The 26,461-nt window shown below is 61.0% G+C and carries 25 protein-coding genes; 15 read left to right on the forward strand and 10 right to left on the reverse strand.

From position 1 onward, the window contains the following. Together VII69_09265 and VII69_09270 are read left to right on the forward strand one after the other, a co-directional pair. The coding region (locus tag VII69_09265; protein ID HEY5095290.1) for a choice-of-anchor tandem repeat GloVer-containing protein at positions 1–873 on the forward strand (873 nt) is incomplete at its 5' end. A 139-nt stretch (positions 874–1,012) separates the two neighbouring features. Next, on the forward strand, positions 1,013–1,987 hold the full coding sequence (locus VII69_09270) for a hypothetical protein (protein HEY5095291.1): 975 nt from the start codon (positions 1,013–1,015) through the stop codon (positions 1,985–1,987). An 8-nt stretch (positions 1,988–1,995) separates the two neighbouring features. Here the strand turns inward: VII69_09270 and VII69_09275 are convergent, their stop codons facing one another. The 6 genes from VII69_09275 to VII69_09300 form a co-directional block, all read right to left on the reverse strand. Further along, the gene (locus tag VII69_09275) at positions 1,996–2,646 is read right to left on the reverse strand and encodes a hypothetical protein (protein HEY5095292.1); all 651 of its coding nucleotides are present in this window, start codon (positions 2,644–2,646) and stop codon (positions 1,996–1,998) included. A 490-nt stretch (positions 2,647–3,136) separates the two neighbouring features. Then, positions 3,137–5,158, reverse strand: a complete 2,022-nt coding sequence (locus VII69_09280) for a bifunctional diguanylate cyclase/phosphodiesterase (protein ID HEY5095293.1) — start codon at positions 5,156–5,158, stop codon at positions 3,137–3,139. A 121-nt stretch (positions 5,159–5,279) separates the two neighbouring features. Next, complete coding sequence (locus VII69_09285) at positions 5,280–7,406, reverse strand: alpha/beta fold hydrolase (protein HEY5095294.1); 2,127 nt, start codon at positions 7,404–7,406, stop codon at positions 5,280–5,282. Continuing rightward, entirely contained in the window at positions 7,403–8,038 is a 636-nt protein-coding gene (locus tag VII69_09290) for a TetR family transcriptional regulator (protein HEY5095295.1), read from the reverse strand. The genes VII69_09285 and VII69_09290 overlap by 4 nt, the downstream gene beginning before the upstream one ends. A gap of 39 nt (positions 8,039–8,077) precedes the next feature. Beyond that, positions 8,078–8,863 carry a DUF2182 domain-containing protein gene (locus tag VII69_09295; protein ID HEY5095296.1) on the reverse strand — a complete coding sequence of 262 codons (786 nt, stop codon included), beginning with the start codon at positions 8,861–8,863 and terminating at the stop codon, positions 8,078–8,080. A gap of 2 nt (positions 8,864–8,865) precedes the next feature. After that, positions 8,866–9,510 (reverse strand): DUF1326 domain-containing protein, encoded by a 645-nt coding sequence (locus tag VII69_09300; protein ID HEY5095297.1) that lies wholly within the window; start codon positions 9,508–9,510, stop codon positions 8,866–8,868. A gap of 217 nt (positions 9,511–9,727) precedes the next feature. Here VII69_09300 and VII69_09305 point away from each other — a divergent pair, with 217 nt between their 5' ends. Beyond that, a complete protein-coding gene (locus VII69_09305) occupies positions 9,728–10,042 on the forward strand; it encodes a hypothetical protein (protein ID HEY5095298.1) in 315 nt (104 codons plus the stop codon). A gap of 15 nt (positions 10,043–10,057) precedes the next feature. Continuing rightward, complete coding sequence (locus tag VII69_09310; GenBank protein ID HEY5095299.1) at positions 10,058–10,864, forward strand: class I SAM-dependent methyltransferase; 807 nt, start codon at positions 10,058–10,060, stop codon at positions 10,862–10,864. Positions 10,865–10,875: 11 nt separating this feature from the next. Here the strand turns inward: VII69_09310 and VII69_09315 are convergent, their stop codons facing one another. After that, a complete protein-coding gene (locus VII69_09315) occupies positions 10,876–11,172 on the reverse strand; it encodes a MoaD/ThiS family protein (GenBank protein ID HEY5095300.1) in 297 nt (98 codons plus the stop codon). After that, positions 11,169–12,284 (reverse strand): hypothetical protein, encoded by a 1,116-nt coding sequence (locus VII69_09320; GenBank protein HEY5095301.1) that lies wholly within the window; start codon positions 12,282–12,284, stop codon positions 11,169–11,171. The genes VII69_09315 and VII69_09320 overlap by 4 nt, the downstream gene beginning before the upstream one ends. A gap of 156 nt (positions 12,285–12,440) precedes the next feature. Between VII69_09320 and VII69_09325 the strand changes: the two genes are divergently transcribed. Continuing rightward, complete coding sequence (locus VII69_09325) at positions 12,441–13,583, forward strand: hypothetical protein (protein HEY5095302.1); 1,143 nt, start codon at positions 12,441–12,443, stop codon at positions 13,581–13,583. Positions 13,584–13,666: 83 nt separating this feature from the next. Here VII69_09325 and VII69_09330 read toward each other — a convergent pair whose 3' ends face one another. Then, positions 13,667–14,719: an MFS transporter gene (locus VII69_09330; GenBank protein HEY5095303.1), complete on the reverse strand. Its 1,053-nt coding sequence runs from the start codon at positions 14,717–14,719 to the stop codon at positions 13,667–13,669. A 55-nt stretch (positions 14,720–14,774) separates the two neighbouring features. Here VII69_09330 and VII69_09335 point away from each other — a divergent pair, with 55 nt between their 5' ends. From VII69_09335 to VII69_09380, 10 genes are all read left to right on the forward strand, one after another. After that, positions 14,775–15,428, forward strand: coding sequence for a PadR family transcriptional regulator (locus VII69_09335; protein HEY5095304.1), 654 nt, complete (start codon positions 14,775–14,777; stop codon positions 15,426–15,428). After that, a complete protein-coding gene (locus VII69_09340) occupies positions 15,425–15,877 on the forward strand; it encodes a VOC family protein (GenBank protein HEY5095305.1) in 453 nt (150 codons plus the stop codon). Before VII69_09335 ends, VII69_09340 begins: the two co-directional genes overlap by 4 nt. Positions 15,878–16,094: 217 nt before the next feature. Continuing rightward, a complete protein-coding gene (locus tag VII69_09345; protein ID HEY5095306.1) occupies positions 16,095–16,442 on the forward strand; it encodes a zinc-ribbon domain containing protein in 348 nt (115 codons plus the stop codon). A gap of 312 nt (positions 16,443–16,754) precedes the next feature. Beyond that, the gene (locus VII69_09350; protein HEY5095307.1) at positions 16,755–18,323 is read left to right on the forward strand and encodes an ABC transporter substrate-binding protein; all 1,569 of its coding nucleotides are present in this window, start codon (positions 16,755–16,757) and stop codon (positions 18,321–18,323) included. 1 nt (position 18,324) lies between these two features. Continuing rightward, a complete protein-coding gene (locus tag VII69_09355) occupies positions 18,325–18,768 on the forward strand; it encodes a GNAT family N-acetyltransferase (GenBank protein ID HEY5095308.1) in 444 nt (147 codons plus the stop codon). 132 nt (positions 18,769–18,900) lie between these two features. Further along, entirely contained in the window at positions 18,901–21,879 is a 2,979-nt protein-coding gene (locus VII69_09360; GenBank protein HEY5095309.1) for a hypothetical protein, read from the forward strand. Beyond that, positions 21,876–22,310 carry a hypothetical protein gene (locus tag VII69_09365; GenBank protein HEY5095310.1) on the forward strand — a complete coding sequence of 145 codons (435 nt, stop codon included), beginning with the start codon at positions 21,876–21,878 and terminating at the stop codon, positions 22,308–22,310. The genes VII69_09360 and VII69_09365 overlap by 4 nt, the downstream gene beginning before the upstream one ends. Before the next feature lie 93 nt (positions 22,311–22,403). After that, positions 22,404–23,054: a 3,4-dihydroxy-2-butanone-4-phosphate synthase gene (gene ribB / locus VII69_09370; GenBank protein HEY5095311.1), complete on the forward strand. Its 651-nt coding sequence runs from the start codon at positions 22,404–22,406 to the stop codon at positions 23,052–23,054. Between the two features lie 6 nt (positions 23,055–23,060). Next, positions 23,061–24,905, forward strand: a complete 1,845-nt coding sequence (locus VII69_09375) for a hypothetical protein (protein ID HEY5095312.1) — start codon at positions 23,061–23,063, stop codon at positions 24,903–24,905. Between the two features lie 140 nt (positions 24,906–25,045). Then, positions 25,046–25,588, forward strand: coding sequence for a DUF882 domain-containing protein (locus tag VII69_09380; protein ID HEY5095313.1), 543 nt, complete (start codon positions 25,046–25,048; stop codon positions 25,586–25,588). 10 nt (positions 25,589–25,598) lie between these two features. Here the strand turns inward: VII69_09380 and VII69_09385 are convergent, their stop codons facing one another. Then, positions 25,599–26,438: a fatty acid desaturase gene (locus VII69_09385; protein HEY5095314.1), complete on the reverse strand. Its 840-nt coding sequence runs from the start codon at positions 26,436–26,438 to the stop codon at positions 25,599–25,601. Between the last annotated feature and the right edge of the window lie 23 nt (positions 26,439–26,461).

The following is a 26,461-nucleotide window of genomic DNA, read 5'->3' on the forward strand; positions in this document are numbered from 1 at the left end:
CTTGTCTCGGTCCACGGCGTGTTCTTTGGTACGATTGCCAATGGCGGTACAATGGGTAACGGTGCCGTCTTCACGATAACGCCGTCTGGCGCAGAACACATCGTCTACAGCTTTGCAGGTGGCTCGGACGGCGTTGGTCCCACCGCGAGTCTCATCGAAATCGGCGGCAACCTGTTCGGAACGACGTCGGGCGGCGGCGGGACGAGCTGCGCAGACGGATTCGGATGCGGAACCGTCTTCAAAATCGATTCATCCGGGAACGAAAGCGTCGTGTACAGATTCCAGGGTGGTTCGGATGGCCAATTGCCCGCTGCGGGTCTTAGCGCCGTGAACAATATTCTGTTCGGCACGACGTTCTTCGGTGGTGGATCAGGCTGTAATTTCAAAGGATGCGGCACAATATTCAAACTCCACTTATCGGGGACTGAGAATATCGTGCATAGCTTCCAGAGCGGTTCCGACGGCGCGAACCCCACTGCGGGCCTGATCGCGGTGAACGATGTTCTGTACGGCACGACCTCGTCGGGTGGGACGAGCAACAACGGCACGGTCTTCAAGAGCAGCCGCTCCGGCGTTGAAAGCGTGCTTCACTCGTTCAAGGGAGGACGCTCCGACGGTGCCGATCCAGAAGCCGGCCTCGTCGCGATCAATGGCACATTCTATGGCACCACCTTTGCCGGCGGAGCAAACACACTAGGAACTGTTTTCCAAATCATGCCGTCGGGCACAGAAAGCCTGATTCACACGTTCGCCGGCCCGACTGATGGCGCAAACCCCTCGGCGAGTATGATCGAGGTTCGCGGTAAACTCTACGGCACTACGAAGACCGGCGGAGGCGCGAACAACGGAACGGTGTTCTCAATAACGCCGTAATTCTTTGGGGAGCGCCGCGGCCAAAGGGAGGCGGTGCTCCCTGCATGGGGCGCACGAGGACCCCAACCGGCGCGCACGAAGACTTGCGCCTTCCAGAAGCGTCGATTCTCGTCGTATTGAGAGTGGGAGGTCATTTCACATGCGCCAGACCGCGCTCGTCGCGCTTGCCATGTTGCTTACCGGCTGTGCGGTCCATGGCACTGCGCCGCCGTCGATTCCAAGCGGTCCGATCTCACCACAATTCGCGGGCTCGCACGTGCTTAGTCCGTTCCCGTCAGCCGCAGCGCCGCTAGCGAGCCGGGGATGGATGTCAAAGGAAGCAACATCCGGAGCAAAGCTGCTCTATGTTAGTTCGTATCCAGCCTGCGGCGGTTGCGTGCTCATATTCGAACAAAAGACGGGCGCTCTCGTCGGCCTTCTGAGTGCCGGCCCTCTCATTAAGCCTCAAGGTCTTGCCACCGATAGTTCGGGAAATCTGTATGTCACGAATGAAAATCCGGATCAAAATGCGGTGTGGATCTATCCGCCGGGATCAATATTTCCCTCAAACAACCTCTACGATCCGGGAGCACCTTCAAACGTGGTCGTGGGCGACGATGGGACGATCTACGTTTCTAACAGCGGCCCGACGGCTGCCATCATGGTTTATTCGAATGGTTCAACCAATCCAACATCGGAGATGTTCGACGTGAGCGCCGCTCAAGGCTATGGTATCGCCGTTGATAAGCGCGGCAATGTTTACTGGGGAATCTCGACCGTTTCGGGCTTTCAGATCGACAAGTTCAAGCATGGAACAGTTTTGCCCGTGAACCTCGGCATCATATTGAACGATACGCCTCAATCAATGGCTTTCGATAGCGACAATCGTCTGGTCGTGAGTCAGCCTGACATTCCCTCGATCAACATCTACAAACTTCCAAACACACTTGTCAAACAGCTCGGGCAAACCGGAGCGCCGGTCGGCATTGCTTTCAAAGGTCCGCATGGCCTTTTCGTGGCCGACCGAAACACCAATCAGATCGAACAATATGCCTATCCGGCCGGCAACGTGCTACAGACGTTTGCGCCGCCGAACTTCAACCCGATCGGGGTTGCGGTCTACCCGCAACCCTAGATCGGCGCTTAGTGCGTCACACTCGGATTCTTATACGCGAAGGCGCCGTCGGGATTAGTTTTCACCCAGACGATGAGATCCCAAATCGTGGGAAACTCAAAGATCGTGACGACATTGGCCGCGCTTGTGGTCTTGCCTAGGTTCACCACGGTATCGGCCGACGGCTTATCAAGGCTCCCACCAGCCGCAACAAAATCTTTGTTCCAAATCCAGTGATCGTAGCTCATGGTTCCGGTGGCGGGATCTTTAAGCACGTAGTGGACGTGGCCCTCAAATTCGACCCAGCGGCCAGGATCGATTCCCCACAGATGCGGGCGCGGCTCACCCGTCGGTCGCGGCACGGAAAAATCGGCGCCGAGCAGATTGCCGTCGGTGTCGTACCAGAGTTGGCTTGGGTGCGTGGGGTCGGAAACCCATTGCTGATTCGCGTAGCTGATCGCGCCGGTGTCGTCGACTCCTGTGTAGCGGACGTAGCCCGCTTTCTCGGCATCTTTCGCGTGCGCAAAGCGGCTGCTCAAGTCGCGCTGGATCGAGTCGATGAACTGCCCTTCCGGCGGGGAAATCGGACCATCGAATGTCGGACCTTCATCGGCCCGCGCGATAGCGGTAAAGCCGCACGATACGGCCAGCATCACCGCCGCAAATGATAGCGCTTTCATATTCCGCTGAGCATTCACACGTCACCGCCTATCGGTTCATCACAGAGTGTCATTTTTCAAGAACGCCCACTTCGCTCGCTGTCACAGGTTCTTCCTCGTTCATTAAATCATGAATGTGGGCGAAACAAGAGATCGAAAAGCGGTGTCCACGTCTTTCCGCCATCGATCGATCGATTTTTCACAAACTCTCGGTTCTGTCTTGCAGCGTGGCGATTCCCTCCACAGGTGCGGATTACGTCGTCATACGCTATCACGTTTGAACTATAATTTGTACGAAATCCCGATGATCATCGCGCCAGCCACTGCGTTCGCCGCACCGGCAAGGACCTTTGCGCCGGCGCTGATACGGCTATCAGTTTGGCAAGACTCTGGTGTATGCATGGTCCGCCTCATGTCCTGACTGCGTGGTGAGATGAATGCCAGCATAGCAACTCACAAACGCGCAGTCTCGAACATTCGCGCGACCTATTGAAGATTCCGACGGGTTGCGCTAAACTATGCCCGCCTGATGCGCCCGCAGCGACTCGCTGTACGTTCCGGTGATCCGGAGCAACGCTCGGGTGGCGTCCAGCTCGACACGTTGCAGAAGCACTTCGGACGGGCGCCCTAACAGGTATCCTTGGACGCCGTTCACGCCGCTGCCTCGGGCCGCACCGCCAAGCTCATGGCTGCAGACGAGTCGCAAGAGCTCCTCGTCCTCGACGCCCTCGGCGATGACATACGCCCCGATCGCGCGCGAGATCGCGATGATGCCGGCGAGCACGCCTCGAGTTCCGGGGTCGCTCACCGCCTTGACGATAATCGTGCGATCGATCTTGACGTAATCAAGCGGCAGCTTGCTGAGCATCTCTAGGCCGGAATTACCAGCGCCCGTGTCGTCGAGCGCCAACAGAAAGCCGAATCGCTGCAGCTCCCGCGCGGCCGCCACGACGGAGTCGATCCGGGTGACTGCCCTTTCCGTGATTTCCACGACCACCCGATTAGGCGCCAAGCCCGCCCGGGTTACGAGTTCGGCGAACGCTGGGCCCCTGAAACTTTCGTGATCGAGCGATTGAGGACAGATATTGATGAAGAGGAGCGCATCGTCCGGCAGGTCGCGAGATCGAGCAAGAATGGCGTTTCGACAAACCGCATCCAACTCGTCCGCCGTTCCGGCCCTTTCGGCAAGATCGAACGCATCTTGTGGTCCTGCGAAGCCGTATTTCTTGGCCGGGCGCGAAAGCGCTTCGTAGGCCATTATCTCGCACCGCGCGATATCCCAGATCGGCTGAAATGCCACACCTATCTCGCCCTCGGCGATAAGTTGCCGGAGATTTCGGACCTTCGTCGACGAGAACAGCCACATGCCGTCGGTCTCTTCGTGGAAGGACTCGACGACGTTGCGCCTTCCGCGCTTTGCGGCATACAGCGCCGCATCGGCTTGGCCCCTCATCACTTCGGGATCCCGCTCGGCGCCTCGGCACGACGCGATTCCGATACTGATCGTAGCGCCCCCGAGGCCGTCTTGCACAGCCAATCGCAGGCGCTCCATCGTCTTCTCTGCTTCGTCTGGTCTCGTGTCCGTCAACAGCACGGCAAATTCGTCACCGCCGATCCGAAATGCGCGGTCCTCTACTCGTAGGAGTTGGAGCAGCTTCGCGAGTCCGACGAGCAGCTCGTCCCCTCGCTGGTGCCCGTTCGAGTCGTTCACCACCTTGAGGTCGTCGACATCGATGAGTGCCAGCGAAAGCGTCTCATCGTGGCGAGTAGCACGTGAGAATTCACGGCGGAGGTCCTCTTGAAATGCGCGATGATTTCCAAGCGAAGTCAGATTGTCGGTGAGAGCTGCTTCCTCAAATCGTGTGAGTTCTACGCGGTGCGCGTCAGCGGTCTGCCGGCGGTACTTCTCTAAGACGTAGAGGAAGACGCCGAGAAAAAAGAGCCCGAGAAACGATATCGCCATCGCGAGTCTGGAGATGAAAACACTCGTCGCTTGGAATGTGGACTCGCGCGTGATAAGCTCCGTATCGAGCCGATCTTTTGTTTCGGTGACGCGGCTCGTTATGCGAGCGTGCATCGCATCGACGTCTGATCGTTCGGTCGCCAGAACACTTCGGGACAAATGATTCGGCGAGCTAGTCTCAAACATTTGATTCGCGGCGTCGACGTATGCGCGATGCTCGGCGAGCAGCTCTGTGGCGTTATTCCGCTCGGAGGTATTGCCTAAGAGCAACACGTCGTTGAGCGTCGATTCAATATCTGCCGCATAGTGGCGGCGCAGGTCAAGATTCTGAGCGGTCGGACTATACTTGTAGCGTTCCTCGTAGATTTCTTCCTCGCTCAGCGCGTCGCTCGCGCTTCCGAAATTGAGATCGAGCTGCGTCACGAGCTTCGCTTCAGCCGTCTCAGCGTCGGTTCGACCCGAGAACCACGGCCCGTAGACGGCGCCTCCCAACAGCACCAATGTGAGACCTATCGCGGATACCCGGCTCCACAAGCCCAGGCGACGGATTGCTTTACGTAGACTACTCACTGCCTATCAGTTATCGGAACCGACCAAGCAGCGCACAACGCAAAGCGCCGTAATTCGGGGCACTATCTCACCGTACCGGGACGGCGCCCCTTACAATTCGGTCCAAAAGCCCACGTCGGCGCTAGAGCAGTTCGGCGATGCGCGCGGCCGCGAGCGCCGCGCCACCGGTCTCGACCGGACGATAATCGATGGTTCGTCTAAGCTCTTCTGCGATGGCTTGCGCGATGATTTCCGGTGTTGCGGTATCGTACTCCATGCAACGTCCCGCTCGGTAACGCTCGAGGCGGTGCCGCACATGAAAATTCTGTTCGAAGTGATGGCGCAGCGGGAAGTAGAGAAATGGCCGGCGATTGGCGGTCAGTTCCATCGTCGTCGAGAGGCCGCCTTGCACCACGGCGATGTCGCACGCCGCCAAATGACGATAGAGGTCGTGGACATACGCGCGGATTTCAAGACCACCGATACTCGGAAGCGATGCAGGATCGATGCGCGGTCCGGCGATCACGATCATGCGCAGGCTTGGTACGAGCCGCTTTGTCGCGGCATACGATTCGATCACGCGCCGCAATAGATGCGCGCCGACGCCCGAGCCGCCGACCGTGACCATGCACACAGTCTCGTCGGGTTTGTACCCAAGTTCGGCTCGAAGCGCCGCGCGATCGGTGAGCGCGGCGGGTTCGAAACCCGTGATGTAGCCCGAGAAATCGAAATGGCGCGACGTCCAGTCGCGTATCAACGGCAGATCGGCGCCCAAGCTATCCGGCACGATGTCGTCGAGATTGCCGACGAAGATCGAGCGATCGCGAAGTCGCGGAAAGCGCGCTATGTGGTCGATCATTTCGGCGTTGTAATCCGCGGCGACGAACGCTTCCCGCTTACCGCCGTCGGGCATCGGAAGCCAGCCCACGAAATCGGTCATCCACACGAACGGAGCGCGTTTCTCTTCGGGATTCTCGTGGAGAAAGTGGTCGAGTTCCCACGCTTCGTCGCCGATCCAGAGATCGTACGGATCGTCGCGCACGATGTCGTGGAAGACCATGAAGTTGTTGACCAGGATCTCATCCATGTTTCGAATGGCCTGAAACGCGTGGAGATCGTGTTCCGCCGATTCACCTTCGATGTGCTTGCTCTCGCTCGCGAGCAGCCGGCTCGCGGGATGGATCCGCTCGCCGCTCTTCTCCAAAACCGCAGTGACCGGATGCTGCGCGAGCCAGTCGATCTCGAGATCGGGCTGGAGAACGCGCAGCTCGCGCGCGATTGCGATGTCGCGCTGCGTGTGGCCAAGCCCGATGGGCGACGATACGAACAGCGCTCGCCGCCGTCGCGACCGTGCGGCCGGCCAGCGCCGCGCCGTCGGCGCCTTGCCGTTGCCGAATACCCGATCCGCGAATTCGCGGAGAAGAAGATTGATCTTCACCGGCTGGCGGCCCCACAAGATGTGGCCGCCGCCCTCGACGATCATCAGCTCTGCGCCAGTCGCTTCCGCCACCGCGACACCGCGTGTCGGCGAGACGAGCCGGTCATGCTCGCCGTGAATGACGAGCACCGGACATTCGATCTTGCGGTAGAGCTCTGCAAGCTCGGGATCTTCCGCTTTAAGGGTCGAAAGATATTCCGGCGCGTCGACTGTGGCGATCAACGTCTGCGGCGCCGTCTCGAGCCCCCAACCGACGCTATCGTCCCACTGCTTGGTTGAATGCGGCTCGGGAAGCGCCTGGTCGAAGAAGAACTCCAGGAAGTCGCGATAATGCTCCGGCCAATAGTAGCGGTTCTCTTTTTCCCATCCATCATACGTATCGCGGACGTCGTCAAACGTGCTCGTCTCGCGGGCGGCGAGCGACTCGCCGTACGGCGACACCGGCGCGAAGAACACGAGGCCGTTCGCGCGCAGCGGATGCTCGCCGGCAAGCAAGGCGGCGACCCACGCTTCGGTGCAGATGCCGACGATCACCGCGCTTTCAGTGCCGGTAGCGTCCATGACGGCGACCGCGTCCGCAACGCGCTTCCAGTCGGTGTACTGCGCGGGGTCTTGCGGCCGATCGGATTTGCCATTGCCGGTCGGGTCGTAGGTGACGACCCGGAAGTGCCGCGAGAGATACGGCACCTGCAGCTTCCACGTGCGCGAATGACCGATGGCCCACGGCGGCAGCAACAGCACGGTGTTCGGGCCGTCCCCGAAGACCTCGAAGAAAATCTTGTTGCCATCGCGTTCGGCGTATCCCTCGCGATCAGGAAGGCGGGCTCTCATGGTTTTCGTTTCGTCCTTTTTTGGGATTCGAGTTTTTGAAGCCAATCATCGATGGCTTTAAGCAAGGCCGCGTGACCTGTTCGGATACCGGAGAGCATCCGCAGATGCATTCCCAGGTTGAATGTGGAGACCAGCGTCACGATCGCTTCTAGCGGATATGCGTTGCGGTCAAGTCCGTACTCGTCAAAAGCCTTGTCGAACGCCTCGGTGACGACTTGAAACCAGGCTAGGTCCACTTTGGCGACGCGCTTGCGCATCTCGGCGTCGTTCCACGACATCGCTTGCAATTCGAACCACACCTTGGCGTAGCCGTCGGCCGAGTCTTCGTCGAGGTAGCCCATCGCATTGCGCCACTTTTCGATGAACGGTTTATCCTCGGCGTACATCTCGCGTTGACGCTTGATGAGGCGGTCCGTATGGCGCTCGAGGACTTGGAGCAACAGCTCCGGCATGGACCCGAAATAGTAGTGCACGAGCCCGTGATTGAGTCCAGCTTCTTCGGCCAGCTTGCGGGTTGTGATGTCGGCATAGCCTACGCTGACGAGCAATCGTTCCGCCGCATCGAGGAACGCTTGTTCGGCCTCTTCCCGTGCGGGCGTGATGCCGAGGCGCGCGCGTGATCGAACTTTGATGCTATTCGTCCTCCGTCGGAGTCCAGGCGCTCCCGGACATTACAACCCCGGCACTGCTCCGGGCGCCAACAAACTAAGTATCGCGAGCACGCCGAATAATGCGCCGACCGGCGCAACCACGCGGTCTCCGTGCGGCGCCGCCTTTTCGATGAGCATGATCAGCGCTAGTACGCCCATCCATGCGAGATGCGCGACGCCTGCGGCGAACATCACGAGCATCAGCGCCCAACAGCAACCCAGACAAAAGAGCGCATGGCCCAAACCAAGACGGAGCCCATTGAGCGCGCCGCGTTGATAGTGCGATACCAAATACAGGCCCGGGTGGCGGCAAGCCTTCAGGCAGGCGTCTTTTAGGGGCGTGAGTTGATAGACGGCGGCAAGCGATAGCGTCGTCGCAGCGACGACCTGCGAGTGAGTTGCAAGCCAAGGCCAAGTGTCGACAAGTCGATGGAGCTGCATGTCGCCCGCAAACGCGGCAACTGCGAACGCCGTCCACACGCCGAAGTACGCGATGAGGAAGAGCGCGAGCGCGCGCGGGAATTCGGGAGCGTTGCCCGCGGCTGCCCGATACATTCTGATGAACGGCAGTGATGAGGGCAGCATCATAGCTGCCGTCATGACTTGCCAGGAGAAGAGCACGAGCAGGGCCGACTGCCAGAAGGGCCGGCCGCTTTCGTACAGCGCGTGGTGGTGGAACTGGGCGGCGGCGCCGCTCAGCTCCGCCCACGCGCTGACGATCCAGGCCGCGACGATGCAAGCCAGCAAGAGGCGGATCGTTCGAGCGAACGACGTTTGATTGCCCTGTCGGTCTGCAATCGCAGCCACAGTTATGCCTCCATCCGAAAATCGCCCTGAATGGCGTTGCGATCCTTGAATGTCCACACCATGCCGTGCTCGGGTATGTTGACGACGTGCTCGGTTGCCTTCGACACGTAGGCCGGCGCGCCGGCGATCGTGCTGAAGATGCTGTCGCGAAGTGTCGTCGCTGTTCCGTAGGCGCTTTTATACGGCGCCATTGTCGCGCGGACTTTGTCGCCGACCGCGATCGTGCCCTCGCCGCCGGTCAGATGATGATGGATCGGCGCGTCGTAGATGGCGAGATCTTCGCCGATGAGCCCGTTCAGATCCGCAAGCGCGCCGCCGAGGCGGCCGTGCCACGCGTCGAGGATCGCGGCGCGCTGCTCTGGTGTGGCCTTGCCGTCGACATAGGTGACGCGCTTCCAACTCTTGGGGACGAGCACGTTGCCCGGAATCTTGACGACCTGCACGTACGTGAGTCCGCTGACGTCGATGCCGTTGATTTCGCCCTTGTCGATGTGATATGCGTTGAACGCGTCGCATGAACCGCCGTCGGGATCTTCACCGATCCAGCAGCGGCATAGGGTCTTGCACGAGCACGCCTCGAGCAGCGTGCCGGTGAGAACGTAGGATTTGCCGGATGTCTTGGTCCGGTCTTGCGCTTGCATTGCCATGAACGGCCATACTCCTTTGCTTTGGTAATAGTAAGCCAGAGGGCTGCGGGACTATTGTTGAGTTAGTCACGCGCCTTGGTCAACTGACTAAATACCATATTTAACAGGTCGTTGTCAAGTGCAAAGGCGAAAATTTCGGCTGATAGGCGCACCTGCGGCATTTCTAAGCCGGCGCGATTTCAGACTAGTTTCAGCCGGCGCGGGAACAATGTAGGGTATGAGCAATTCGACCATCCGGTACTTGGTGGGCCTGGCGTGCGCCGTAGCGCTGCTCGGAGGCATCTTCGTCGCAGTGCAGCTCCACTCGATGGCGGCCAACCTAGACAGCATGTCGACGCGCATGAACGCGCTGACAAGCATGGATAGCAGGCTTTCGGAGACCAACAAGCTGCTGAACCAGACGAACGCCAGTTTGTCCAAGATGTTAGTGGAGTCGGTGACCGCAAATCAAAAGCTCGGCCATATGCAGACCGATCTGGCCACTATGTCGCACAAGATTTCGGGCTCGTTCTTGTTCCGCGGCGTGAAATGACGCATTGGATGACCCGTGGATAGCGTTCATCGAAAATTTAGCGGGTCGATTCCCGAATACTACGACCGTTATCTCGTACCGCTTTATTTCACGCCCTTCGCGCACGATCTCGTATCGCGGCTGCAACTCGGCGGCGACGTGAAAATCCTTGAACTCGCCTGCGGCACAGGAGTGCTTACGCAGGCTCTTGCCGCGAAGCTGTCCAGCGGCGGCAGCATCGCGGCGACCGATCTCAACGAAGCGATGATCGACGTAGCGCGCACAAAAATGCCGGATGATCGACGCATTTCGTGGCATCAGGCAGACGCGACGAATCTCACGTTCGGAGACGCTACGTTCGACGCGGTGGTATGCCAGTTCGGTTGGATGTTCTTTCCCGATCGGGCGCGAGCGGCGCGCGAGGCCGCACGCGTTCTACGCCCGGGCGGCCGGCTGCTCTTCAATACGTGGGGTTCACTTGAGGTGAACGTGATACCGGCAGAAGTGTACGCGGGCGTCCGCGCGTGCTTCCCGTCGGATCCGCCAAGGTTCTACGACATCCCGTACGGGATGTTCGACCCAGCCGAGCACGAACGACTCGCTGTCGACGCCGGCTTGCGCGACGCGAAGGTCGAAAAAGTTCAATGCCGGGGCGCCGAGCTGGACCCGTTTGAAATCGCCACAGGAGCGATCCGCGGCGGCCCCTTCGTACTGGAAATCGAACAGCGCGGCGCGGACGTGGACAAGATAATCGAGTCGACGGCCGGCCGCTTACGGCAACGGTTTGGCGACGTTCCGTTCGCCGCACAATTGACCGCGCTTGTGTGTTCGGCGAAGAAGTAATCCGCTTCGCGTTAGCCGCCGGCCATGGCTCCTATGACCAAAAACGGTTCGGCGCCTTTTGCCACCGCGTCGGGCAGCGGCGCGTCCGGCGACTCGTGAGACAGATCTTCCTGACACGCGAAGAACCGCACGAATGCGCGCCGCTCTTTGGTGACGTGGTCGCGGATCGTGCCACGCAGCATTGGAAAGCTGTCCTCGAGCGCGTCGAGCACCGATCGCTGCGAAATCTCGCCCTCGACGTCGAGCTTTACCTCGCCGTCGACCTGCGCCAGCGTCCGCAGATGCGCGGGAAGCCCGACGCGGATCACTGCAACGTCTGAACTTCGACGGAGAGAACCGGCGGTAGATCGCGCACGATGGGATTCCAACTGTCGCCCGAATCGGCCGACGCGTACACCTGACCGCCGGTGGTGCCGAAATAGACCCCGCTCGAATCGAGCGTGTCGACAGACATCGCATCGCGCAAGACATTGACGTAGCAGTTCTCTTGCGGAAGGCCTTTCGTCAGCGCCTCCCATTCGTTTCCGCCGGTCCGGCTTCGGTACACGCGCAGCTTTCCTTCGGGCGGATAATGCTCCGAGTCGCTCTTGATAGGAACGACGTAGATCGTATCGGGCTCGTGCGGGTGCACGTCGATCGGGAATCCGAAATCGGTCGGCAGATTGCCGCCGATGTCGATCCACGATTCGCCGGCGTCATCGCTGCGCATGACGTCCCAATGCTTTTGCATGAACAACACGTCGGGACGTGAGCGGTGCATCGCGATGCGGTGAACGCAATGGCCGACCTCAGCCTCCGGATCGGGAATGCTCTCCGACTTCAAGCCGCGGTTGATGGGGCGCCACGTTTCTCCCGCGTCGTCGGTGCGAAAAACGCCGGCCGCCGAGATGGCGATGAACATGCGGCCCGGATGGTGCGGATCCGCTATGATTGTATGGAGGCACATCCCGCCGGCGCCGGGCTGCCACTTGGGCCCTGACGGGTGCGTGCGCAATCCCGCGAGCTCGTGCCATTTCTTGCCGCCGTCGGTTGAACGGAACAATGCCGCGTCTTCAACGCCTGCGTACACCGTTTCCGGATCGGTCAGCGACGGTTCGAGATGCCAGACGCGTTTGAATTCCCATGGATGCGGTGTACCGTCGTACCATTGGTGCGTGCCCGTCACCCCGTCGTACACGAACTCGTTGCCCATCTGCTCCCAGTTCTTGCCGCCGTCGTTTGAGCGCTGGATCACCTGTCCGAACCAGCCGGACGTCTGCGATGCGTAGATTCGATCCGGATCGGCGGGCGATCCCTTGAGGTGGTAGATCTCCCAGCCGGCAAAATGCGGGCCGTCCACCTTCCACTGCTTACGCTTTGCATCCGATGTCAAGACGAACGCGCCCTTGCGTGTCCCGACCAGCACCCGTACGCTGCTCATACCTGCTCCTTTTTCAGCTAGGCGCGACTCTTTGCAGTACGAGCATTAGGTCCTCTTCGCGCACGGGAAACCTATCCACGCGCATGTTTCAGCATTTTTTCATGAATGGTGGGTAACGTGAGGCACCTTCCTATTTACCGATCGGAGCAGTTAAAAATGAGCAATCGTTTCGTTCCAAACGTCGCGGCGTTTCTCGCGGCGTTTTTTTCACTTTGTGCGCTGAACGGCGCTGTCCAGGCGTCAGCGGCGCCGTTTCCCCCGTTCGCGGCATTTCCAGGCGTCGTTCAGAACGGTATGATAACCACCATCGCGTCGACTGTCCCCAAAAACGGCGACATAAATCCGTACGGGATGGCGGTGGTTCCTGCGACGACCGGGTCGCTCGTCAAAGGCGACATCCTCGTCAGCAACTTCAACAACGCTAGCAATTTGCAGGGCACCGGAACGACGATTATGGAGATTTCGCCCGGTGGTCACGTCACCCAATTTGCAAAGATCGACCCGAACCATCTGCACGGGCAGTGCCCTGGAGGCGTTGGCCTGACCACCGCGTTGTTCGCGGCCCGCAGCGGTTGGGTTTTCGTGGGAAGCTTACCCACAAAAGACGGCATGTCGGACACGGCGCGTGCAGGCTGCATCATTGTGCTGAACAGCATCGGACAAGTGGCTGAAACGTTCTACGGTTCGCTGATCAACGGCCCGTGGGATATGACTGGGCTCGACAACGGCTCGCACGTCGCGCTATGGATCACCAATGTGTTGAACGGAACAATCCAAGGTCACGGCCGCATCGTGAACGGAGGAACGGTCCTTCGCTTGAATCTCGTCATCCCGTTCGGTTCGCCGCCGGGCATAGCGTCGGCAGCGGTGATCGGGAGTGGATTCCCCGAGCGAACCGATCCAGGTGCGCTCGTGATCGGCCCCACCGGCGTCGCCCTCAGTCCCGACGACAACCGGCTCTTCGTCGCTGACAGCCTGAACAATCGCATCGCCGCGATTCAGAACCCGTTGTTCCGTACTACATCTGCCGGGTTGGGCGACACCGTCACGATGGGCAGATTCCTGGCCGATCCTCTTGGGCTCGTCATGGGACCACACGGCGATATTCTCTCCGCGAACGGCAGCAACGGCTACTTGGTCACGACGACGATCAGCGGCGCACAAGTAAGGAGAGATCTTTTGGACGGCAGCGGCAGTCCGCCCGGAGCCGGCGCGCTTTTCGGACTCGCCTTTGTTCCCGGACAGGGTCTCTTCTTCGTGGACGACGCCACCAATACGCTCGACTTGTTCACCAGGTAGGGATACGCAACTCGACGGAGCTAGCTGGCCACGCGTTCAACGTCGACTTGCGATTGCGATTGCGAGCGCGATCGCGTGGCCAGCTACGCCAGCGGAACCGCTGCGGCGACAAGCAATCCGCCGAGCATCCATGCCGCTCCCGGAAAAAACCAAGCTCGCTCGGTGTCCATGAACACCACGAACGTGAGCGTGAAAAGCCCCGGGCCGACGAGCGCAGTGAGGCTGCGGATGCAACTGATCGCGCCCTGAAGCTCGCCTTGTTCCGCCGGCGACACGCGTCGCGACATGAGACTTTGCGATGCAGCGGGTGCGAATCCCCACATCGCCATCACGGCGATGCCCGTCCAGAACAAGAACGGCGTATTCGCGAAACCGAACATCGTCATGCCGATCGCGCCGAAGCCAAGTCCGGCGACCAGCGCCGTTCGTTCGCCGAATCTCGCGACGATCGGACGCACCAAGAACCCTTGCACGAGAGCAGTGGTTATGCCCACCATCGCGAGCGAGAGACCTATGATGCTCGTACCCCAATGATATTGATAGATCGTGAACAGCACCCAGATGGCGGGGAACGATTGCCCGGCCAGTGCGCTCAAGAAACCGACAACGGATAAACCCGACAGTTCGGGATGGGAACGCAGCAACTTCAAGGATCCGAGCGGGTTGGCGCGCTCCCACGGAACTCTCGCAGTCCGTTTCTCCGGCGGCAGCGATTCAGGCAAGACGAGCGTGCCGTACAACGCGTTAGCCAGACTGAACGCCGCAGCAACCCAAAACGGAAAGCGCGGATTGAAGCCGCCGAGCAGCCCGCCCACCGCCGGCCCGTGGACGAAGCCGACGCCGAACGCCGCACTGAGCATGCCGAATCCCGCGGCGCGTTTGTCCAGCGGCGCGACATCGGCGATGTAGGCGTCCGCCGTGATGAGCCTTGCGGACGTCACGCCGGATATCGCCCGTCCGAGAAACAACCAGCTGAGCGTGGGAGCGAGCGCCCACACCGTTCCGAAAAGTCCGAACATCTCGGCGGCGCGCGCCGCATCCCCGCCCACAAAGCCCGCCACCAGCTTGGGGAGTACCGGGGCGATCATGCCGAGCGAGAGCATGTCGAGCATGACCGTGATGAAGATGAAGGTCACCGCGCCCCGGCGCGGAGCAGGAGGCGCTATTTGCATGTGCAAATAGCACCACGCAGTGAACCGACTTGTCAAGGGAGCGCCCGAAATTCTGCGATCGGGGCCGAGCACGGCCCTCGATTACTTCATACTGGGACTCGTGAAGGACGCCGGCCTTTCCGGCTACGACCTCGCGAAGTTATTCGAGCATGTCGTGCGGTTTTTTTGGCAGGCCGAGCAGTCGCAAGTGTATCGCGCGCTGTATCGTTTGCGCGATCTCCATTGGGTGCGGGCGGAAGTGGTCAAGCAAGAGAGCGCGCCGGACAAGAACGTCTACCGCATCACGCGCGCCGGAACCACGGCGCTGCGCGAATGGTTGCGCGAAGAGATCGACGAGCCGCCTGCGCGACGGGTTTGGCTCGGACAGTTTTTCTTCGCAAACGAATTGCCGTTGGCCGACGTGACGGAGATTTTGAAACGGCGCATCCGCGATCTGCAGGATTGCCTCGACGAATTTGAACCGCGGGTCAACGGCCCAGACTTCAAGTCGCATCTGCAGGAGCAGATGAATCGGACAGGGCGCCTCCCCACGTTCGGCCTCACCCTGCAATACGCGATCGAGACCGTGCGCTTCGAATTGGCGCTCTTAAAAAGGATGAGTAAGCAATTGCCGGAGCTGGATTGTCAACTCGCCGCGACGAAGTCGGCTCCAAAGGAGAAAGTAAAGCGATGACTGCGCACCGCGCGTCTGTCGTGGCCAATCCGCCGGACGGTTCGCCTCGGATCCGGCCGCATCTCATCTACGATGATCCGCGTGCCGCAATCGAGTGGCTCACGCGCGTGTTCGGTTTCCGGGAACGCGGTGCTGCGCGCCAGACGTCGCCGGAGGGCGTCATCGGGCGCACCCAAATGGAGGTCGTCGACAGTCTCATCACTTTAGGCCTGCCCTCGGTGCACGGCGGCAGTCCCGGCCAGGATGTCAGCACGATGCTCTACGTGTATGTCGACGAAGTGGACGTCCATTATCGGCGAACGTGTGCGGCTGGCGCGGACATCGTTCTCGAACTCGAAGATCAAGCTTGGGGAGACCGCTGCTATCAGGTCGCGGACCTCGAAGGGCATCAGTGGACGTTTGCGCAGCGCGTCGAAGACTTCGCTGCGGACAGCCGCTCCGGTGATTGACGAGGGAATTGGCGCCTTTTGAGCGTGAATTTGCCATTTCCACAAAAATAGGGTATAATGTACTAAGTTTTAGTCTGTGGGCGGGCCGTTTGCGGCTCCCACGGCGGTCAGAATCAGGCAGGTTTCGGTCTCCTCTTCGCGGTCGTCGAGAATCCAACACACTAAAATCTGAATCCGACAGCTGCGGCGGTCATATTGACCGTTGCGAGGAGTGTCCATGTTATATACCGATAGAAACCTTACGTGCTCCGATTGCAATTCGCAATTTACATTCACCGCCGGTGAACAAGACTTCCACGCCCAAAAGGGCTTCACCAACGATCCCGGACGTTGCCCGGCATGCCGCGAGGCCCGCAAGGCGCAACGTGGCAGCGGCGCGGATCGCGGCAACGGCGGCGGCCAGAGCAATCAGCGCGGCGGTTACGACCGGTCCGATGATCGCCCGAAGCGCGAGATGTTCAAAGCCACATGCAGCGACTGCGGCGGCGTGGCGGAATTGCCGTTCCAACCGAGCGGTGACCGCCCCGTATATTGCCGCGACTGCTTCAGCAAGCATCGCGCGTAAAAACCACTTCGGCGGCCGGCCATGAAGGCTGACCAATCGTAAGCGGTTTTCCGAACAGCAAGACCCTAGACGCACTGCGGTGAGTCTAGGGTTTAGTTTTTCTGCCTTGTACGAGGGTGAGCAACGCTCACCCATTTTTTTTCTGGGCAAGCGATGCTTGCCCTAGTACACTTGCCATCTTCGATGTTCTCGTAGGAGGGTGAGCAACGCTCACCCAATGGGCAAGCGATGCTTGCCCTAGTACAGCTAGCCCTCGTTGGTTTCCGTGCGTGTATCTTGATCGCCGCGATTTTGTGCGCCGGCTGCTCGCATGTGACTGAATCCGGCGGGGCTGTGGGCGGCGCGCACCCGGCGTGGACCGTGCCGGGCGTGGCCCGCGTCGAGATCCAGACGGAACCGAACACGCTCAACCCGCTGCTGGCGCGTGACGTTTCGGAGACCGATGTCGAGGGCGCGATCTTCGACGGACTGGTGAAGTTGGACGATCGCGGGCAGCTCGTCCCCGACTTGGCCATCGAAGTGCCGACGCGCTCGAACGGGGGCATCGCGGCCGACGGTGTGACGATAACATACCGGTTGCACCACGGCGTGCACTGGCAAGACGGCGCGATGCTGACATCCGCCGATGTCGCCTTCACGTATCACACGCTCACCCAATCCGGGATCAACTCTCCGTATACGGGTTTCTATCGATCGTACGTGCGCAGCGTGGTGACGCCGGACCCTTATACGGTTGTGGTGCGGCTCGTCAAGCCGTATGCGCCTGCCGTCGGACGGTTGTTCGCCGCGACGACGGACGGCCTCATCGTGCCTGCCCATTTGCTCGCACGCTCGGCGAACATCAATCAGGACGCATTTAACACGCATCCGGTCGGGAGCGGACCGTTCGCCCTCGCGCGCTGGGACCACGGATCGGACATCGTGCTCAAGGCGTTTGCCGGCCATTTCGCCGGCGCCCCGCATATGCATGAGATCGACTTCGACGTCGTGCTCAATCAGAACACCGTCGTGTCGATGTTGGAAAGTCATGAGCTGGACGTGGCCGGCGTCATCCCCGCAGAATACGAAACGGTTCGCAAGCTCGACGGATTCGACGTGCCGCTCGTCCTTTCCACAACTCTGCGCGTTCTGTCATTCAATCTGCGACGCCCGCCGTTCGACGACGTTGTGGTTCGGCGCGCGCTGACGCTGGCGCTGGACCGGAGCCGCATCTCGAAATCAACGTCGAACGGCATCGCCTATCCGGCGCGCACGCTCATCCCGCCGAACAATTGGGCGTATGCAGACGATCGCGGCGCGTTTGGATACGACCCGGCGCGCGCGCGTGCGATGTTGACGGCTGACGGTTGGATCGCAAGTACCGACGGGATTCGGGCGAAGAACGGCCGCCGGCTCGCATTTTCGCTTGTCACTTATTTGGGCACGTCGGCCGATCATGGGCTGCCCGAGGTGTTGCAATCTGCGTGGCGGGCCGTGGGCGCCGATGTGTCGATCCGTTACGTGCCCATCGGATTGATGTACGGCGAACCGGGCATCACGGCGGACGGTTTGTTCGATGTGTCGCTCGACGGGTTCAACTTCGACATCGACCCCGATCGCGCGAACTATCTCGAAGCGCGTTTTGACCGGCCGCACGGCGGAAATCAGGCACGCTATGACGACCCGGATGTTCAGGCGTGGTCGGAAGCAGCGCTCGGCATCTACGATCAGAGCGTCCGCAAACCGTACTACGCGCTGATCGCTGCGCGGCTCAACCGCGACGTGCCCTACGTTCCATTACACTGGCAACGATTCGTCTACGTTGTGAATTCAAGTCTCAAGGGCTTCAAACCAGAACCGATCGAGTCGGACCTTTGGAACGTGCGAGAATGGAGCAATTGACGTGCTGATCCGCAGTCCGGAGACGGCGGGTGACATCCGAGCCGTCGCGCCGCTCTTCGACGCGTATCGCATGTTCTACGGTGCCGCATCCGATCCGGCCGGCGCACACGATTTCCTCCACGACCGATGGCGGTTGCGCGAATCTGTGCTGTTCATCGCGTTCGATGTCGGAACACCGCAAGGCTTTGTCCAGCTCTACCCTATTTTCTCATCGGTTGATATGCGGCGCCTTTGGCTGTTGAACGATATTTTCGTCGACTCGGGCGCGCGCAAATCCGGCATCGGCCGCGCGCTCATGCGGCGCGCCGAACAACATGCGCGCGAAACCGGCTCGTCGGGCCTCACCTTAAGCACGGCGCTCGACAACACACGGGCGCAGGCGCTCTACGAATCCGAACGCTACGAACTCGACTCCGTCTTTTGTGTCTACAACCGGACGCTGTAGTCGAACGCGGTCGCCGGACGATCGCCGGGCGGGCAGGTTCGCCGGGTGCGTGAGCGGGAACACCGCAACGCATGCGCATGCGGCGAACGCTTTCGCGAATGCTCCGCCGAATGAAATGGAAAAGCTGACGAAGTGCTGCGATTTGGCCTGATTCTCACGGTGGTTGGAACAATCGTCCTCGCCGCGCGGACAACGAGCGCCGCGGATGCGGTTACGGCGGCGCCGCAATTCGCGCCAAGCGCATATGCCGAGATGCGTTGGCGCATGATCGGCCCGTATCGCGGCGGCCGTACCGTCGCGCTCGCTGGGATTCCCACGCAACCCAATGTGTTCTACATCGGCGTCAACGACGGCGGTGTTTGGAAGACGACCGACTACGGCCAAACGTGGCAGCCGATCTTCGACGGCGAGTCCACGGGATCGATCGGCGCGCTCGCACTCGCTCCGTCGGATCCGAATATCATCTTCGTGGGAAGCGGGGAGGGGTTGCGCCGCCCGGATCTCTCAACCGGCGACGGCGTCTACAAATCCATTGACGCGGGAAAGACGTGGTCGCACTTAGGGTTGCGCGACGGGCAGCAGATCGCGTCGCTGCTCGTCGATCCGTCGAATCCCAACCGCGTGTTCGCGGCGGTGCTCGGCCATCCGTATGGCCCGAACACGGAGCGGGGCGTGTTCCGCTCGCTGGATGGCGGCGCGACATGGAAACGGGTGCTATATAAGGATGAGAACACCGGCGCGGTGGATCTCGCGTTCGCGCCCGGTAATTCGAACAAGATCTACGCCGACATGTGGGCTTCGCGGCAATTGCCTTGGGAGACCGGTGGTTCAGTGGACGGCCCGGGCAGCGGACTGTACGTCTCGACCGATGGCGGCGATTCGTGGCAGCCGCTCACCAAGGGACTGCCCACGTGGGCGCAAGGTCTCGGCCGCATCGGCATCGGCATCGCGCCGAACGATTCCAACCGCATGTACGCGTTGGTGGACTCACGTGACGAGACTGGCGTCTATCGCTCCGACGATGCGGGCGAATCGTGGCGGCGCGTCAACACTGAATCGCGGATCACCGGCCGAGGATCGGACTTCGCATGGGTGCGCGTGGCGCCGGACAACGCGGATCGCATCATCGTATCCAACACGGCGTCCTACCGTTCCGACGACGGCGGCGTCTCGTTCACATCGTTTAAGGGCGCGCCCGGCGGCGACGATTATCACTCCACGTGGATAAACCCGCTGCATCCCGAGATCATCGCCATGGCGAGCGATCAAGGCGCCACCATCAGCGTGAACGGCGGCGCGACCTGGAGCTCGTGGTACAATCAGCCGACCGCGCAATTCTATCACGTCATCACCGACAATCGCTTCCCATACTGGGTCTATGGAGGACAACAGGAGAGCGGTTCGGCCGGCGTCGCGAGCCGCGGCAACGACGGCGAGATAACGTTTCGCGAGTGGCATCCCGTGGGTGCGGAAGAATACGGTTACATCGCGCCGGATCCGCTCGATCCGAACATCGTGTTCGGAGGCAAGCTGTCGCGTTTCAATTGGACCACCGGCCAAGTGCAAGATGTTTCGCCGGTTGTGAGCGGCACGGCGTACAGGGTGCGGCGAACTGCGCCGGTTCTGTTTTCGCCGACCAATCCGCACGCGTTGTACTTCGCCGCGAACGTGCTGTTCAAGACGCTCGACAGCGGACACTCGTGGACGGTTGTGAGCCCAGATCTATCGCGGCCGCATCCGGCCAAGCCTTCGGTCGTCGGTCCGTTCGCACCGGATCCGCTCGAACGGCGCGGCGTGATCTATTCCTTGGCGCTTTCGCCCGTGCAAGACGGCGTCATCTGGGCAGGCACCGACGACGGGCTGATTTGGCGCACCGGCGACGGTGGCCGGCACTGGTTGGACATCACGCCGCCTGAGTTGACCTCGTGGAGCAAAATCGCACAGCTCGACGCGTCGCACTTCGACGCCCGCACGGCGTATGCAGCGGTCAACCGGTTCCGCGTGGACGACCTTCGCCCGTACATCTACCGGACGCACGACGGCGGCAAGACCTGGCAACTCATCGTGAGCGGACTTCCCGACGACGCCTCTGCGAACACGGTTCGCGAAGATCCGGTTCGCCGCGGCCTGCTCTATACGGGCACAGAGCGCGCCGTCTACGTCTCGTTCGACGACGGCGACCGCTGGCAGCCGCTGCAACTGAATCTGCCGTCAACATCGATGCGCGATCTGACCATCCACGGCGATGACCTGGTGGTCGGCACGCACGGACGTTCATTTTGGATACTCGACGACGTTACGCCGCTGCGTCAAATGAATTCGTCGGTGGTGTCGGCGACGGCGTCTCTATTCAAACCGCAAATCGCGTATCGCATGCAGCGCGATCAGAACACCGACACGCCGTTGCCGCCGGAAGTGCCGGCCGGCCAGAATCCTCCGGATGGCGCGATCGTGGATTATTATCTTAATGAGAATCGGATCGGCGGATTGACGCTTGCGATCTACGATTCGACGAACCGACTCGTGCGGCATTACTCGAGCGACGAAAAGTTCAGCGTTCCGATGCAAGGATTACGTTTGCCGACGTATTGGGTGCGCCAACCGCAGCAGCTTTCGGAAACGCCCGGTATGCATCGTTTCGTGTGGGACTTGCACTACCCGAATCCGGCCGCGACGTCGTTCGACTATCCGATATCGGCGATCTATCACGACACGCCCCCGGTTCCACAAGGACCGCTTGCGTTGCCCGGCACGTACCGTGTGCGGCTGACGTGGGGAGGCCACACTTACGAGCGACCGCTGATTCTCAAGATGGATCCGCGAGTCAAGACGCCGCAATCCGGATTGATCGCGCAATTCACGCTTGCACAAGCGATCGCAGGCGCGATGCAGGCCGATTATTCGGCTCTCAAACGCGCGCGCGAGAAAGGCAACGGCGCGCCAAGCGCGGCGGCCGACGATCTCGACGCCCTCAACGGCGATCTTGCGGCGATGCTCGGCGCCGTAGACGGCGCCGACATGCAGCCGACCATGCAGCAGCAATCGGCGTTTTCTTCGCTTGAGCGGCGTTTGGCATCGGATGTGAAGAAGATCGGCGGCACTCAACCGTGATCTACGTGCAAGTGCTGCTGCTCGGCATCGCCGCCGGACTGCGGACACTCGTGGCGCCCGCGGCCGTCATGCTGTTCTTCCAGCTTCCCGGCGCGTGGGTCGCGGCCGTTCTCGCGTTGTTCGAGATGTACGGCGACAAGTCGCCAAAGGCGCCGCCGCGTACTGCAGCGCCGGCTTTAGCCGCGCGTTTGCTCTTCGGTGCGCTCTGCGGCTTCGCGCTCGTGTATTGGGGCGTGCGTCGCCCGTGGTCGCCGCCGCAGCTCGCATGGGAAGCCGCAGTGTTAGGTCTTGTGGGCGCGCTCGCGGGCGCGTTTGGCGGCATGTACGTCCGCGTCGAGCTTTCGCGTCCGGGGATGTTTCCCGCGCTTGCCGTGGCTCTTGCGGAAGACGCGGTGGCCATCGGCTTGGCATTCGTCGCAGTCACGCTCTGAGGTCTTCCGCCCCGCGTTTGCGAGATTGGTGCTTGACAGCGGCTTAACTTTGCGGTACAAAGTAAGTACGCGTTTGGCGCGGAGAGGATATTCATGGCATTCGCGGCGATCCACGACGCGCTGTGCGAGCTGCGTCGAGGCGCGATGATCATCGTCGCCGATGACGAGGATCGCGAAAACGAAAGCGATATCACGATGGCGGCGGACGGCGTCTCGCCCCACGCGCTGAACTTCATGCTGATGTACGCCCGCGGACTCATCTGCGTGCCGTTGGAAGGCGCGCGGCTCGACTTGCTTGGCATTCCCGCGATGCCGAGCAATGCGCCGGCATTCGACGGACCCGCATTCGCCGTGCCCGTCGAGGCGAGGGGTCGAGTCACGACGGGGATTTCCGCGACCGATCGAAGCGCCACGATCAGCGCGTTGGTCGACCGGGCATCTCTCGATACAGATTTCATCTATCCAGGGCACACGTTTCCGCTGCGCGCGCAGCCGGGCGGCGTGCTCAGCCGCGCCGGTCACACGGAAGCAGCGGTCGATTTGGCGCGGTTCGCCGGATGCACGCCGGCCGGCATCGTCTGCGAGATTCTCGACGGCGAGGGCACGCCGATGCGGCGCAGGGGCTTAGAACGATTCGCCCGAGCGCATGCGCTCATGACCGTCCGCATCGAGGATATTCAGGCGTATGCGCGACGGTTCGCGCCTGCGCGCCGAGAGGTTGCCGCTCCGGCGGCGGGCAAATAAATTTGCATGAACGATGCGACGCGAGCGTCCAACCCGCCGTCTTCCACGCGTTTCGAATGGCTGATGGGCGTTCTGGCCGTGCTTTTGATCGGCGGACTCGATCTAGATATTTGGGCTCATAGCCACGGCAAAGTCGATCAAAGTTTTTTCACACCATGGCACGCCGTGCTCTACGGCGCGATGGCGCTCAACGGCATCGTCCTCGGCATCGTCATGGCGCGAAACGTGCTGCAGAAGAAGTACCCGTGGCGGCACGCGCTGCCGCTAGGCTACGGATTGTCGCTCGTCGGCGTCATCGCGTTTGCGGTTGGAGGCGTGCTCGACCTCGGTTGGCACACGCTCTTCGGAATCGAAGAGGATGTCGAAGCGCTGTTGAGCCCCACGCATTTGATCCTCGCGACATCGGCGGCGCTTATCTTCACCGGTCCTCTGCGTTCGGCGGCTTTTCGGATCGGCGCGTCGGCGCCCGCCCGTTGGCGCGAACTTGGGCCTATGGTGCTCTCGGTCTGCGCCGTGTTCACGCTGCTCGGGTTATTCACGCAATTCGCCCATCCGATGATCGCGCTGTTCGGCGCCAAGAGCACCGCGCAGCCGGTGTACAATTCGGTTTTTCGTACCCGCGCCGACGGATCCGGCCAGACGCGGTTGATCGTCGATCCGTCCGCCGACGATTGGGCAGCCGCTGTGTCTCCCGCCGGAACACGCATCGTCTACCGCCGGGCCGATCCGAACACCAGCGTCAGCGATCTTTACGTCGCTAAGGTCGACGGGTCGCGCGCGACGCGGATCACGCATAGCGGACGCCACGACACGCAACCAGGCTGGTCGCCGGACGGAAAATCGATCGTCTACATCTCGTCGCCGGCGAGCACGTCAGGCGACTACGCACTCGACGTCGTGTCCGCGGCCGGCGGAGCCGTTCGAGTGTTGACCACCGGGCGCGCCACGGTCAACGGTCCGGCTTGGTCACCGGACGGCAAGACGATCGCATTCGGCTCGCGCAAGGACGAGCGTAGCTGGGTGGCGTTCATTCCGGCAGCCGGCGGCCCGACGACATGGCCCACCGCCGGCGTCGACGGCAGTTGGCCCGCGTGGTCGCCCGACGGCAAGACGATCGCGTACGCGCTCGATGTCGGTTCCGGCACGTCGTCCATCTACACGATGGACGCCGCCGGCATCGCGGCAAAACGCGTCTCTCCGTTCAGCGACGGCGACGATATCTACCCCGCATGGTCGCCGGACGGAAAATCGATCGCCTTCACGACCACCGTTCACGATATTCCGCAGGTGTTCGTCATGCGCTCCGACGGAACGCAGCTCGCAGACGCGACACGGAATCCCGCGCTCGACTCCGAGAAGCCGAGCTGGACGCGCACCGGCGAACTCATCTTCTCCGGTGCCGGGAACCCGCGCACGCATGAATCGGAAAGTCAGGGCTTCGGTTTGGGCAGCGTCTTGCTGCAGACTTTGTTGACCATGGCATTCTTATTGCTCATCGTGCGCCGCTGGCGCGTGCCCGCCGGGGCGCTCACAGTCGTGCTGTTCTTCAATGCGCTTGGCATGGTGGTCGTGAGCGATTATTACTTCTTTCTGTGGGGCGTGTTGGCGGTGGGGATCGTGGCCGACATCACAGCCGCGATTCTCGGTGCGCGCGCATCCGATGGTGTGCCGTTTTATACGTTCGCGTTTGGAACCGCGTTCTTGCTGGCCGCAGCGTATGAGGTATCGATCGCGCTGCACGCCGGCATGGGCTGGCCGCCGAACATCGTGCTCGGGACGCCGATCATAGCCGGGATCGCGGCGCTGCTGCTGGCATACGCCTTTAGGCCGCCGCTGGCACCCGCCCCGTAGGGCGGGTGTGCTAGGGCAAGCAACGCTTGCCCAGTTTTCTGACGTGCCGTACTAGGGTGAGCAACGCTCACCCAAATGGGCAAGCGATGCTTGCCCTAGTACCGTTGCCCTCCTACACAAAAACGCCGATACTCTACAATATGCAGCGTAGACGTTTTCTCGTGACCGGCGCTTCGGCAGTGGCGTGTTTCGCCTTGCCGTCGCTTGCGCTTGCAACCGGGCCCGAGCAGTGGGTTCTACGCCTCGAGCGGCTCGACGACGGTGAACAGATAACGGCTCCATTCACCCTCGACGGACGCACGCTGTACTTTCCTGGTTACAAAAAGCTCTGCCGCGTGCTGCGCGACGATCACGTGCCAACCTACGTCGGTTGGGTGAAGATCCCGATCCGAACGATAAAAGTGCTATGGGATGTGCAGCATTACCTCAACCGGTTCGGCATCGACGGACCGATCGTCGTCCACAGCGGATACAGAACACCTCAAACGAACGCGAGCACCGAAGGCGCCGCGTGGATGTCGCTGCACATGTTCGGCGAAGCGGTGGATTTTCACGTTCCCGGAGTATCGCTCTACGATCTGGCCGCGATCTGCCGCGCCTGCCCGAGTGCGGGCGGCGTCGGCTACTACCCCGACGGATGGATACATCTCGATACGGGGCCGGTGCGGTCTTGGGTAGGTTGAAGCTGGCTGGCTAAGCCGCCTCGTCGTGCTGGAGCAGGCGCGCTTGCATATCGGACGTGGGCAGCTTGATATCGGACGCAAGTCCGAGCGTCTGCAGAATCCTGATCAAAATCCACGTGTGATCGATCTCGTACCAGCGCAACCCGTGGCGTGCCGAGAACGGAAACGCGTGATGATTATTGTGCCAGCCTTCGCCCCAGGCGAGCAACGCTACCCACCAGCAGTTGGTGGATTTGTCGTCGGTCTTGAACGTCTGGTAGCCGTAGCGATGCGAAGCGCTGTTAACGAACCAGGTCATGTGATAGACGAACACAAGGCGGACGAAGATTCCCCAGACGACCCACGGAAGGCCGCCGATGGCAAACAATCCAACTCCGAGCGCCACTTGCAGCCACACTTCGTAGCGGTCGAGGAAACAGTAAAATGGATCTTTCACGAGATCGGGGGCGTACCGGCGCTGTTCGGCTTTGGTCGGCCGCGCGTCGTTCGGGCTGTACAGCCACTGGAAGTGTGTCCAGATGAATCCGCGATGTGCGTCGTGCGGATCGCCTTCTTTATCGGTGTGCGCATGATGGATGCGATGTGTGGAAACCCACTCGATGGGTCCGCCCTGCAGAGAAAGGGTGGCGATCACGGCACACGTGTACTCGACCCACTTCGGTACGGTGAGGCTGCGATGTGTGAGAAGTCTATGGTAGCACAATGAGATGCCGACGCCGCCGGTGACCCACCATAAAGCGAACATCACACCGAGTGCGGACCAACTGAACATGCCGGGGATGAAGACTGCGAGAGCACCGAGGTGAATGGCCCAGAGGCCGATTCCGATTGGCCAATTAGTAGATTTCATTCGCACACCTCATTTCTTACTAT

Source organism: Candidatus Eremiobacteraceae bacterium (genome assembly GCA_036511855.1).
GTDB lineage: Bacteria > Vulcanimicrobiota > Vulcanimicrobiia > Eremiobacterales > Eremiobacteraceae > JABCYQ01.